Origin of the sequence: Haloarcula marina, from assembly GCF_024218775.1 — an archaeon.
GTDB lineage: Archaea > Halobacteriota > Halobacteria > Halobacteriales > Haloarculaceae > Haloarcula > Haloarcula marina.
In genome coordinates, this window is the sequence record NZ_CP100404.1 from 1,325,728 (window position 1) to 1,337,655 (window position 11,928).

General features: G+C 68.4%; 11 protein-coding genes. 5 read left to right on the forward strand and 6 right to left on the reverse strand.

Translation table 11 applies throughout. The features are described 5' to 3' along the window. Positions 1 to 51: 51 nt before the first annotated feature. Entirely contained in the window at positions 52 to 849 is a 798-nt protein-coding gene (locus tag NJQ44_RS06930) for an RIO1 family regulatory kinase/ATPase domain-containing protein (protein ID WP_254273955.1), read from the forward strand. Here the strand turns inward: NJQ44_RS06930 and NJQ44_RS06935 are convergent. The 3 genes from NJQ44_RS06935 to NJQ44_RS06945 all read right to left on the reverse strand — a co-directional run bounded on the left by NJQ44_RS06935 (position 842) and on the right by NJQ44_RS06945 (position 2,805). Beyond that, positions 842 to 1,729, reverse strand: coding sequence for a DMT family transporter (locus NJQ44_RS06935; RefSeq protein WP_254273956.1), 888 nt, complete (start codon positions 1,727 to 1,729; stop codon positions 842 to 844). The two genes, NJQ44_RS06930 and NJQ44_RS06935, sit on opposite strands and share 8 nt — an antisense overlap. Continuing rightward, positions 1,726 to 2,277, reverse strand: coding sequence for an NAD(P)/FAD-dependent oxidoreductase (locus NJQ44_RS06940; protein ID WP_254273957.1), 552 nt, complete (start codon positions 2,275 to 2,277; stop codon positions 1,726 to 1,728). Before NJQ44_RS06940 ends, NJQ44_RS06935 begins: the two co-directional genes overlap by 4 nt. A 132-nt stretch (positions 2,278 to 2,409) precedes the next feature. Next, complete coding sequence (locus NJQ44_RS06945) at positions 2,410 to 2,805, reverse strand: hypothetical protein (RefSeq protein ID WP_254273958.1); 396 nt, start codon at positions 2,803 to 2,805, stop codon at positions 2,410 to 2,412. 242 nt (positions 2,806 to 3,047) lie between these two features. On the opposite strand from NJQ44_RS06945, the gene NJQ44_RS06950 reads away from it, so the two are divergent. Genes NJQ44_RS06950 through NJQ44_RS06965 form a run of 4 tightly spaced genes read left to right on the forward strand, consistent with a single transcriptional unit; the run spans position 3,048 to position 8,036 of the window. Continuing rightward, complete coding sequence (locus tag NJQ44_RS06950; RefSeq protein ID WP_348533080.1) at positions 3,048 to 4,250, forward strand: BMP family lipoprotein; 1,203 nt, start codon at positions 3,048 to 3,050, stop codon at positions 4,248 to 4,250. A gap of 35 nt (positions 4,251 to 4,285) precedes the next feature. Next, on the forward strand, positions 4,286 to 5,854 hold the full coding sequence (locus tag NJQ44_RS06955) for an ABC transporter ATP-binding protein (RefSeq protein WP_254273960.1): 1,569 nt from the start codon (positions 4,286 to 4,288) through the stop codon (positions 5,852 to 5,854). A 53-nt stretch (positions 5,855 to 5,907) separates the two neighbouring features. Further along, a complete protein-coding gene (locus NJQ44_RS06960; RefSeq protein ID WP_348533081.1) occupies positions 5,908 to 6,984 on the forward strand; it encodes an ABC transporter permease in 1,077 nt (358 codons plus the stop codon). Then, positions 6,981 to 8,036, forward strand: coding sequence for an ABC transporter permease (locus NJQ44_RS06965; protein WP_254273962.1), 1,056 nt, complete (start codon positions 6,981 to 6,983; stop codon positions 8,034 to 8,036). Before NJQ44_RS06960 ends, NJQ44_RS06965 begins: the two co-directional genes overlap by 4 nt. A gap of 16 nt (positions 8,037 to 8,052) precedes the next feature. Here the strand turns inward: NJQ44_RS06965 and NJQ44_RS06970 are convergent, their stop codons facing one another. The 3 genes from NJQ44_RS06970 to NJQ44_RS06980 are packed head-to-tail and all read right to left on the reverse strand — an operon-like array spanning position 8,053 to position 11,928. Further along, positions 8,053 to 9,066 (reverse strand): AIR synthase family protein, encoded by a 1,014-nt coding sequence (locus NJQ44_RS06970; protein ID WP_254273963.1) that lies wholly within the window; start codon positions 9,064 to 9,066, stop codon positions 8,053 to 8,055. Positions 9,067 to 9,106: 40 nt separating this feature from the next. Next, the gene (locus NJQ44_RS06975) at positions 9,107 to 10,147 is read right to left on the reverse strand and encodes an ABC transporter ATP-binding protein (protein WP_254273964.1); all 1,041 of its coding nucleotides are present in this window, start codon (positions 10,145 to 10,147) and stop codon (positions 9,107 to 9,109) included. Further along, on the reverse strand, positions 10,144 to 11,928 hold the full coding sequence (locus NJQ44_RS06980; protein WP_254274320.1) for an ABC transporter permease: 1,785 nt from the start codon (positions 11,926 to 11,928) through the stop codon (positions 10,144 to 10,146). The genes NJQ44_RS06975 and NJQ44_RS06980 overlap by 4 nt, the downstream gene beginning before the upstream one ends.

Below are 11,928 nucleotides of genomic sequence, written 5' to 3' on the forward strand. Positions count from 1 at the left end.
ATACCATTTGGGACACAAACACTATCTCCGCGCCTCGCCTGCATCCAGTCGATGGCGCTTCGCCGACTCCTCCGTGGTACGGTCCCGTGGGAGCAACTGGAGGGCGTCGCCGCCGCGGTACTGGCGCGCTACGACGAACCCGCGGGCCGCGTCGAGTTCCTGGAGGCCGACAACTGGCTGTCGACGCCGTTCGTCGTGAACGACCGCTGGTTCGTGAAACTCATCACCCAGCAGAATTCGCTGGTCCACGCGCTCCTGACGACCGGTCGGAACCTCGGCGCGTTCTCCTCGGGGACGGAGGGCTTCTTCGAGCACTTCGGCACGCCGTACCAGATGGCCGAACACGAACTCGCGGCGACCCGGCGGATGCGTGAACTGGGCGTCAACGCTCCCGAACCCGTCGAAGCCTTCGAGTACGAGGGGATGGGCGTCCTCGTCTTCGAGTACCTGCGGGAGTTCGAGACGCTGGACGAGTTGCCCGCCGAGGCCGCCGAGGCCCACGCGCCGACGGTGTTCGACTACCTCCATCGGATGCACGAGGACGGCCTCGCTCACGGCGACTTCCGCTGTGAGAACGTCCTCGTCGCGGACGGGACGCTGTACTTCATCGACGCGACCAGCGTCCGGGAAGAAGGCATCGCGGACGCCCGTGCGTACGACGTGGCCTGCGCGCTCGGCGCCCTGGAACCGCTCGTCGGCGCGCGTGTCGCCGTCGACGCCGTCGCCCGCTACTACACCACGGCGGAACTCCTCGCGGCCGAGGAGTTCCTCGATTTCGTCAACATCCGGCCGGACCACGACTTCGACGCCGCCGCGATTCGCGGCGCGGTCGAACAGCGGGCTAACTGACCGACTGCCGCGAGCGAGCGGTCACGGCGACGCCACAGAGGACGACGGCCCCGCCGACGAGGGTCCACGACCCGGGGACCTCCGAGAACAACAGGAGCGCGAGCAGCGCGCTCCCGACTGGTTCGCCCAGCAGCGAGACGCTCACCAGACTCGACTCGAGGTGGCCCAGCGCCCAGTTCAGCACCGTGTGGCCGAACAGGCCGGGGCCGAGCGCCATCAGCGAGAACAGGACCCACTCGCGGGGCGCGTAACCGGTCACGGGATGGCCCTGTTCGAGGACGAACGCGAACAGGCAGACGGCGGCGACGGCGTAGACGACAGTGACGTACGGGAACAGGGGGAACCGCTGGCGGAGCGACCGCCCCGCGAGGACGTAGGCGGCGGCCGTCACCCCGCCGACGAGCGCCAGCGCGTTCCCGTACAGTGGGTCTGGGCCGACGCCGCCGCCGAGCAGTTCCCCGAGCGACATCACGACGATACCGCCGACGGCGACGAGGATGCCCAGCGCCGTCCCGCGCGTGACTCGCTCATCGAGCACGGCCCACGCCCCCACGGCGACGAACAGGGGTTGGGACTGGACGAGCGTCACGGAGGCGGCCACGCTGGTCCACGCGAGGCTCTCGAACCAGGTGGCGAAGTGGACGGCTAGCGCGACGCCGGTGGCGGCCGCCGCGACCACGTCTCGCCGTTTCAGTCTCGAAAACGCGTCCGGGTTGCGGGTCACCGCCAACGGCGCGACGATAGCCGTCGTCAGGAGCACGCGGTAGAACGCCGCGACGGCGGCGGGCGCCTCGCTCGCGCGCACGAGAATTGCGCTCGTACTGACTGCGAGAACGGCGACGACGAGGCCGACCCGAGGGTCGACCGGCGGGTCGTTCACTCGGCGTCGGCGGGCGTATCGAAGTCGTGGAAGTGCTCGCCTTCTTCCTTCGAGAGGATGTCGAGCGCCGCCGCGCCGCCGTCGCCCGCGGAGATGACGGCCTGCCACTCTTGGTCGCGGACCATCGCGCCCGTCGCGTACGCGTTCTCGATGTCCGTCTCCATCGAGACGGTCACGTCCACCACGTCGCCGTCGAACGCACAGCCGAGTTCCTCGGCGAGCGAGCGGTCCGCCCCCGTCGCCAACACGAGGTAGGTGGCCTCGGCGTCGCCGTCCGCGGTGGTGACGGCGAATCCGTCGTCAGTCTGTTCGACGCCCGTGACTTCCGCCGAACGCCGCTCGACGCCGAACTCCTCGACCTGTTGCCGAGCGTCTTCGATGAACTCGGTGCCGTCCTTCGACTCGATGCCCAGATAGTTGAACAAGTGGGCCTTGTGCAACCACGTCTCGTCGGTGTCGTAGACGACCGTCTCGAGCCCGTTCTTCGCTGTAAACAGTGCCGCGCTCAGTCCGGCGGGACCACCGCCGACGACGAGTACGTCGGTCATGCACCCTCTAGTCCGCCGTTCAGTCGGATAAAGGTACGCCAGCCCCCGTGCGAGGCGTGTCCGGGCTGGGGTGCTACCGTCGCGCCTGTGGGGCTACATCGCCGACGAGCGACGGGCCAGTGCGATTGCCGCTCAGCCCTGCGCCCACTCGACGGCCGTCTCGAGGTCGGTGAAGTAGTCCACGTCGGCACCGGGAACGTCGACGTTCGACTTCACGGCCATCGCGGTGGTGCCGTCCGAGACGAAGCCGATTCTGTCGACGCCGGTGTACTCGCCGTTTTCGGACCACGCCTCGCCCATGTACTCTTGCGTCTCTCTCGCGAGATTCGTCCGGTCGCCGAAGACGGCGAGGGTAGCCTCGATGTCGTCACGGACCCCGCGTTCGCGGTAGTGGTCGCTCGCGGCCGCCAAGTCGTCGTCGGCGAAGCCCTGCCAGCCTTGCATGAACCAGACACCCACGGTACCGCGCTTCTCGAAGTCCCACTCGTACTGCTCCGGGTCCGGTAATCTATGTGTCGCGTTCGACATACTACAACGGACACGTGACGAGAAAATATCGAGCATACCTAACTGGTTACAGTCGCCACCGCGAGACACCTGCCTCGGCGTCCACGGGGCTGACGTGGTCGACTGCCGAGAGACGTGTGGACGGTACGCGACGAAAGCGACCCACGGAACAGCCTTCACTGACCGCCGGAACTGGTCTGTGAAACATACATTTCACTGCCCAAAACATATAAGTTGAACTGAATTGAACAGCAATAATGAAAATGACAGATGAGCGTAATTCGGGCGACGAGTCCGGTACTTCGACCGAAGGCGTAGCGAAAGGCGTCGACCGGCGGACCCTCCTCAAATCCAGCGGTGCGCTGGTCGGCGGCCTCGCGCTGGCTGGCTGTTCCGGCGACGGCGGTGACGGCGGCGGGACGGACGGCGGCGACGGCAGCGACGGTGGCGGCGGACAGTCGGACGGGAGCGACGGCACGACGGCGGGCGGTGGCGGGGAGACGACGAACATCGCCATCGTCTCGAGCCCCGCGGGGTTCGACGACAACGCGTTCAACGACCTCGCGTTGCAGGGCCTCCAGACGGCCGCCGAAGAGTACGACATCGAGATAAATCAGGTCGAGGAGACCGAACAGGCCCAGTACCAGACGACGCAGGCGAACCTCGCCCAGAGCGGTGATTACGCGCTCATCGTCCTCGTCTCGTACAATCACACCGAGGCGCTCCAGCAGAACGCACAGGACTATCCGGACCAGAACTGGATGCTCATCAACGACCACGTCGAGCAACCGAACGTCGCGGGCTACACGTGGGCGAACCACCAGATGTCCTACCTCGCAGGCGTGCTCGCCGGGACCATGACGACGCAGGAACTCTCCCACGAGGGGAGTTCGACCGACCCGGGCACCCCGCAGATCGGCTTCGTCGGCGGCGTCGACGGGTCGCTCATCAACGCCTTCGAGCGGGCCTACGTCGCGGGCGCGGAGTGGGTCAACTCGGACGTGAGCGTCAACGTCGGCTACATCGGCAACTACACCGACACGAGCACGGCCGCCGACATCGCGAGTTCGCAGTACGACGACGGCGCGGACATCGTCTATCACGCCGCGGCGGCGGCCGGTCGGGGCGTCTTTCAGGCCGCACAGGACAACGGCCGGTTCGCCGTCGGCGTCGACGCCGACCAGTCACAGACCCTCCCGGACTTCCAGGACGTCATCCTCGGGTCGGCGGTCAAGTACATCAACGAGGGGACCTACGAGGTGGCCGCGGCCGTCGCCGAGGGGAACTTCCAGTCCGTCTCCGGCCCGAACACGCTCGGCCTGGAGGACGAGGCGGTCGACTGCGTCATCGGACAGGCGTTCGAGGGCCAACTCCCCGACGCCGTCTCGCAGAACTTAGCGGAGGCCAAGCAGGGCATCACCAGCGGTGACATCACGGTTCCCTGTACGGCCTCCGGCTGTAACTAAGCGGACTCTCGTCACCATGCGAGCTATCACGCACTATGGCCGGTGAGGGCGATGCCCCCGCCGTCGAACTCCGCGGCATCACCAAGCGGTTCGGTGACGTCGTCGCGAACGACGGCGTGGACTTCACGCTGGAACGCGGGACGGTCCACGCACTGCTCGGCGAGAACGGGTCGGGCAAGACGACGCTGATGAGCGTCCTCTACGGACTGTACGAACACGACGCCGGGGAGATACGCATCCACGGCGAACCGCGGTCGTTCGACTCGCCGCGGGACGCCATCGACGCCGGTGTCGGCATGATTCACCAGCACTTCCAGTTGGTCGAACCGATGACGGTCCTCCAGAACGTCGTTCTCGGGCACGAACCGACGGAGCGGGGCTTGGTCGACGAGACGACGGCGCGGGGGGACGTGGAGACGCTCTCGGACCGCTACGACTTCGACGTGGCCCAGCATCTGGACACGCCCGTCCGAGACGTGGGCCTCGGCGTTCGCCAGCGGGTCGAAATCGTCAAGAGCCTCTATCGGGGGGCCGAGATTCTCGTCCTCGACGAACCGACGGCCGTCCTCACGCCCCAAGAGGTCGAGGGCCTGTTCGAGGTGATGGACGAACTCACGGCGTCGGGTCGCTCGCTCATCTTCATCACGCACAAACTCGACGAGGCGCTCACCGCGGCGGACGAGATAACCGTCCTGCGCGACGGGTCGGCCGTGGGGACGGTCGACGCCGCCGACACCTCCGAGCAGGAACTGGCGCGGATGATGGTCGGCCGGGAGGTGCTGTTCGACCGGCGACCCCGCGAGACGACACCCGGCGACCGGGTACTCGAAGTCGATGGACTTCGCGTCCACGGCGACCGCGGCATCGAGCAAGTCCGGGGCGTCGACCTCACGGTCCGCGAGGGCGAGATACTGGGTATCGCGGGCGTCCAGGGTAACGGCCAGGCCGAACTGGTCGAGGCGCTAACCGGCCTCCGAAGCGTCGACGACGGCACGGTCCGGTTCGAAGACGAAGACATCACGGGACTGAGCCGTCGCCGCCGCATCGAGCGCGGCATCGCCTACGTCCCCGAGGACCGGCAAGCGGAGGGAGTGGTGATGGGATACGACTTGGTCAGAAACGCCCTGCTGGGCAACCAGACGGTCGAACCCTACGTCGACGGCTGGGTCGTCGACTGGGGCGCCGTCGCCGACCACGCCGCGGACATCGTCGACGAGTACGACGTGCAGCCCCCGAATCCGGAGGCGAAAGCGCGCTCGTTGTCGGGCGGGAACCAGCAGAAGTTCATCGTCGGCCGGGAGATAGAACACGACCCGGCCGCCATCGTCGCGGCCCACCCCACGCGGGGCGTCGACATCGGCTCTATCGAGTTCATCCACGACCGCCTCACCACGCTCCGCGACGCGGGCGTCGCCATCGTGTTCGTCTCCTCGAAACTGGAGGAGATTCAGAAGCTGTCGGACCGCATCGCCGTGATGTACGAAGGGGAGTTCATCGACGTGCTGGACCCTGAGACCACCACGGAGGAGGAACTGGGGCTGTTGATGGCCGGGCACGATTCGTCCGATGAGGAACGGCCGATGGACTCGGAGGTGCAGTCGTGAGCGGCGACGAGGCGGGACGCCTCCGTGACGCGCTCGAACGCGCCGGGACGGCCATGTTGTCCGCGTCGGCGCTCCAGCGACTCGGTATCGCCGTCGCGTCGACCGGACTCGCCCTGCTGGTCGGCCTCGTCGTCGTCGCGGCGACGGGCTACGACCCGGTGCAGTTCCTGGTCGACGTGTTCGAGGGGTCGTTCGGCGACAGCACCGCCACCGCGCGGACGCTGAAGTTCACGACCATCTTCGTCTTGACCGGCGTCGCCGTGGCCGTGGCCTTCCGCGCGGGCGTGTTCAACATCGGCGTCCAGGGCCAGTTCGTCGTCGGCGGGTTCGCGACTATCGTCACGATTCTCTGGCTCGCGCCGTTCCTGCCCGGCGGGGCGGTCGGCGGCGTCGCGCTGATGGCGCTCGGAACCGTCGCGGCCGTCCTCGCTGGCGGCGCGTACGCCGCGATTCCGGGCTTGCTGAAGGCCTACGCGGACGCCAACGAGATTATCACGACCATCATGTTGAACTTCATCGCTGTCGGCGTCGTCGGCTTCCTCGTCGAGGGGCCGTTCCGCGGGGAGGGCAACCGCGCGCCGAACACCGCGCGCCTCCCGGAGTACGTCGACCTACCGCGACTCGTCTACGACAACCCGGACTTCTCCGTCGTCGGCCTCGCCGTCGCCGTGGTGACCGTCGTTATCGTCGCGTTCGTCGTGGGCCGCACGAGATTCGGCTACGACCTCGTGACCAGCGGGCGGCAGGAGGCGGCGGCGACGTTCTCGGGCGTCGACCCCGACCGGATGGTGGTCGCGACGATGACGTTCTCCGGGATGCTCGCCGGGGTCGCCGGAGCGGTGTTCGCCATCATGATTCAAGGGTACTACAGCGACCCGTCGGGCGTCGCGACGTACGGCTTCGACGCCATCGCGGTCAGTCTCCTCGCGGCGAACAATCCGCTGGGCGTCGTCCCGGCCAGCCTCCTCTTCGGCGGCCTCGACTCTGCGGGGTCGCACATCAGCATCAACAGCGACCTGCCGGTCCAACTCATCGACGGTATCATCGGCCTCGTCGTCCTGTTCGTCGCCGCGCCCGAACTGTTCCGGATGGCCGCCGAGCGTGTCGGGTTGGGGGAGGACCGAAGATGAGCGCGAGCGTCGGCGACTACGTCGAGGGCAACTCGCTCCGTCTCGGCGGCGCACTCGGCGTGGTGGCGTTGGCCGTAGTGGCCGCGCTCTCCCTGGACGTTCCCCTCGGCGAAATCGTGACCGTCGGGTTCGTCGAGCGGTCGCTACAGGCCGCGACGCCCATCGCACTCGCGGCCATCGGGGGGCTCTACGCGGAGAAGAGCGGCGTGTTCAACATCGGACTGGAGGGGTTCATGATATTCGGCGCGGTCAACACGGCGATGCTGGTGTGGCTGGTCGGGGGGTCGTCGCCGACGCAGGGCGACCTCGCAGTCGCGATGGTCGGTGCGGTCCTCGTCAGTCTCGTGTACGCGCTGGTGTTCGCCGTCTTCCTCATCCGCTATCAGGCCAACCAAATCGTCGCCGGACTGGCGGTCTGGTTCATCGGCCTCGGGTTCGGACCGTTCACCGCCGTCCTGCTCTGGGGGAACCGGAACAGCCCCGGCCTCGTCAGCGTGCAGGACGTGACGGTTCCCGTTCTCGCCGATCTCCCCGTCGTCGGCCCGATACTGTTCGACACGTCGCCGCTGGTGTTGCTCACCGCCGTCGTCGCCGTCGCCGCGTGGGTCGTCCTCTACCGGACGAAGTACGGCTACTGGCTCCAAGCGGCGGGCGAGAACCCGGAGGCGCTGGACACCGCTGGCGTCGACGTGAACCGCGTCCGCTACGCCGCGGTAATCTTCTCGGGGATACTGGCCGGTCTGGCGGGAGCGGTCCTCCTGGCCCACGCCGGGTCGTTCACCGGCACGGGCGACACGATGGTCGACGGCCGGGGCTGGATAGGCATCGTCGCGTACCTGTTCGGGAACTACAATCCGCTGGGCGCGGCGGCCGCCGCGCTCCTGTTCGGCGGTCTGGATATGCTCCAGATACAGTTCCAGACGGCGGGCATCGAACTCCCGAACCGACTCGTCAGCCTGTTCCCCTACATCGCCGTCGTCGTCGTCCTCTCCGTCTGGGGGTCGACGCGGATGCCCGCCGCCGTGGGCGAACCGTACGAGAGCGAGGACTGACGGCGCACCGCCGTCCTCAGTCTTCCGTCTCGGAAAGCCGAGCGAACACGTCCCACGAGGGGTCGCTCGTCGGCGCGGCCAGTCGCTCCCCGTCGCGGAAGACGCCCTCGCCGGACGACACTTCGCCGACGACGGCGGCGGCCGTGCCGGTCTCCCGTATCGCCTCGACGACCGACTGACCCTCGCCGGATTCGACGGTCAACAGCAGGGTACCCGCGCTCGTGACCGTCCACGGGTCTACGTCGATGGCGTCACAGACGGCCTCGACGCCCGGTGCGACCGGGACCGAATCGGCGTGAAGGTCGACCCGGACGCCCGCGCCGCGCGCCATCTCGGTCAGTCCCCCGGCGACGCCGCCCTCCGTCGCGTCGTGCATCGCGGTCACGCCGCCCGCGTCGAACGCGGCCCGCGCCGCGCGGACCGCGGCGATGTCCTCGACGCGCGCTTGCGCGGTTGCCACCGTCTCCGGCGGGAGTCCCAACCGCTCGGGAAACAGCGTCGCGAGCAGTCCCGTGACCTCCGCCGCGGGACCCGTGGTCACGACGAGTTCGTCGCCGGGTGCGGCGTCGTCGGGCCGGACGATATCCGCTTTCTCGCCGAACCCGAACACCGTCGCGCCCCCGACCCACGAACTCTCGATGCCGGGGTAGCGGGCCGTGTGACCCGAGACGATGCTCACGCCCAGGTCGGCGGCGTGGCCCGCGAGGCCGCCCCAGAGCCGGGCCAACTCGTCGTCCGTCCACGACGGCGGCAGCGTCAGGTTGACGGCCATATGGGTCGGCGCGATACCCGAGACGGCCACGTCCGTCAGCACGATTTCCAGCGCCAGTCGACCGGCGCGCTCGAACCCGAGTTCGGGGAGAATCGAGATGGGGTCCGTGGCGAGGACCATCGCTCGGTCGCCCACGTCGAGGACGCCGAAGTCGACGCCGTGGCGCGGCCCGACCGCGATATCGTCTCGCTCGGCCCCCAACTGCGGGTAGATGATGTCCTCGAAAACCTCGCGGTCTATCTTCCCGAGTCCGGTCATTGCCACGGGTTCCGTCGGCCGCGCCTAATACGCACCGACATCAGAGGCGGTGAACGGCCTCGGGACCGAAGCCGAGTTCGACCGTTCCCTCGGGCGGCGCGTCGGCCGCCGTCTTCGCGAGCACGGTTCGCCCGTTCCACGCGCAGTGGACGCGGTAGGCGTCGCCCAGAAATTCGACCGTCTCGACCGTCGCGGCGAGTCCGGTCTCGGTCCCGCTGTCCGCGTCGCCGATGACGATGTCCTCCGGGCGAACGGCCAGTGTGAGAGCGTCACCGGGGTTCGCGTCGGCGTCTCGCGGGAGCGGGAGCGTCACCCCGTCGACGGCGACGCCCGCGCCGTCGCCGGTGACCGTTCCGGCGAAGACGTTGTTGTCGCCGACGAACTCGGCCACGAAGCGGGAGGCCGGTTCGCGGTACACCGACTCGGGCGTTCCGACGTGTTCGAGGCGGCCGTCCTGCATGACGGCGACGCGGTCGCTGACGGCGAGAGCCTCCGCTTGGTCGTGGGTGACGTACAGCGTCGTGATACCGAGTTCGCGCTGGATGGATTTGATTTGCACCCGGAGTCGCTTTCGAAGCTTCGCGTCCAGCGCCGAGAGCGGTTCGTCGAGCAGGAGTACGTCCGGTTCGGGTGCGAGCGCGCGCGCAAGCGCGACCCGCTGTCGCTGGCCGCCCGAGAGTTGGTCCGGGTCCCGGTCGGCCAGCGAGCGCAGGTCGACCAGTTCCAGTAGCTCCCCGACGCGGGCGTCGTCGTCGCCCTCGACGTCGTGGAACTGCAACCCGTAGGCGACGTTCTCGCGGACGGTCATGTGCGGAAAGAGCGCGTAGCTCTGGAACACGATGCCGACGTTGCGCGCCTCGGGCGCGTCGGCGGTCACGTCGCGTCTGTCGATGGTCACCCGGCCCGTCGACGGTGATTCGAGGCCAGCGATGGCGCGCAGCATGGTCGTCTTTCCGCATCCGGAGGGGCCGACGAGCGTGAAGAACTCGCCGTCGGCGATGGACAGCGACACGTCGTCGAGGGCGTCGACGCCGTCGAAGGAGACGGAGAGACGTTCCACGTCGATACCGGGCGCGGTCATCGTTCCCACCGCCCCCCGACGCGGTCGATGAGCACGAAACTGACGGTTGTCACCGCCAGCAGGACCGTCCCCATCGCCGTCGCGGGACCGAGATTCGGCCCGAGCGAGCGGTTGGCGATGTAGCGTTCGAGCGCGACGGGCATCGTCGCGCTGTCGACGCCCTCCGCCAGTAGCACTGTCGAATCGAACTCGCCGATACTGATGGCGAAGGCGAAGGCCGCACCGGCCACGAGCGCCGGGGCGACCAGCGGCAACTCCACGTCGACCAGCGCCCTCGTGCGGTCGGCCCCGAGCGCCCGCGCCGCGTCGACGAGTCGGTCGTCGATGCCGCCAAGAGCCGGGGTGACGTTCCGCGAGACGAAGGGGTACGCCGCGACGGCGTGGACGGCCACGACGGCGAGCGGTCCCGTGAGGACGATTCGCTGCCCGAACAGCGACGTGCCGAACACGAGCGAGCGGAGCATCCCCAATCCGACGACGATGCCGCTGACCGCGAGCGGCGCGGTCAGAAGGGCCTCGGCGACCCGCGACCACCGACTGTCTCGCGTGGCGACGACGGAGACGAGGACCCCCGTCGGAAGCGCCAGCGCCAGCGCGCCCGCGCCGAACAACAGCGAGTTGCGTATCGCAGGCAGGGGACGGACCGTCCCCGACGCCGCCGACGCCTGCCGTGACAGCAAGAACCCGTAGTACTCCAGCGTGAACTGGCCGTCGGGCGTCGTCACGCTCTCGACGAGCAGACTCGCCAGCGGCCCGACGAACAGCACCAGCGCCACGAGTCCGTACGCGAACAGCGCCAACCGTCTCGGGGACAGCACCGACCGCCGCCCGACGAACAGGGGCGTCCGCGTCGGCCCGCCGCCGTCGCCGCGCGGCCGAATCTGCGCGGCCTCGTACCGCAGATAGACGTACAGCAGACCGAGTGAGAGCGCCGTCTCTATCGCGGCGAGCGTCGCCGCCTCGGTCAGTTCGAGGTTCTGGACGCTCGCGAACACCCACACCTCGACGGTGGCGAGTTGCAGGCCGCCCAGCGCGAGGACGATGGGGAACGACATGAACGTGAAGACGAAGGTGAGCACCGACGCCGTCAACAACGCCGGGAGCAACTGCGGGACGGTCACGTCCACGAACGCCCGGCGGGGCGACGCGCCCAAGGTCCGGGCCGTCTCGACGCGGCGCGAATCCACCGACTCCCACGCCGCCGTCACCAACCGCGTCACCAGCGGCGCGTTGTAGAACGCGTGTGCGAGGACGACGAGTTCGAGCGTGAACGTCACCTCGACAGGCCCGAGGCCCGCGAGTGCGAGGGCGTCGTTGAACAGGCCCGTCCGCCCGAACATCGCCAGAAATCCGACGGCGACCATTATGGACGGGAGGACGAACGGAAGCATCGTCACCGACCTGACGAACCGGCGTCCGGGGAACTCGAAGCGGGCGAGCAGGTATGCACCCGGCAGGCCGACGACGACGCTCGCGACAGTCGAGAGGAACGCCTGATACGCGGTGAAGCCGAACAGCCCCAACCGAACGGGGGGCATCCCGGCGCGAAGCCACGTCACGACACCGCGGGGAACGGTCGTCGGCGCGGTGACGAGCGTGTGTGCCGCGCCCGTGTAGAACGGGTCGGCCAGCACCGAGACGACCGGTGAGAGGGTGAGTCGCCCGCCGACGGAGACGGCGCTGGCGAGGACGCTCCCGACGGGGTAGTAGAAAATCACGACCAGCGTCGCTATCGCCGCGACGACGCCGACCGAGAGCGCCCGGCCGTCCCGGAACCGCAT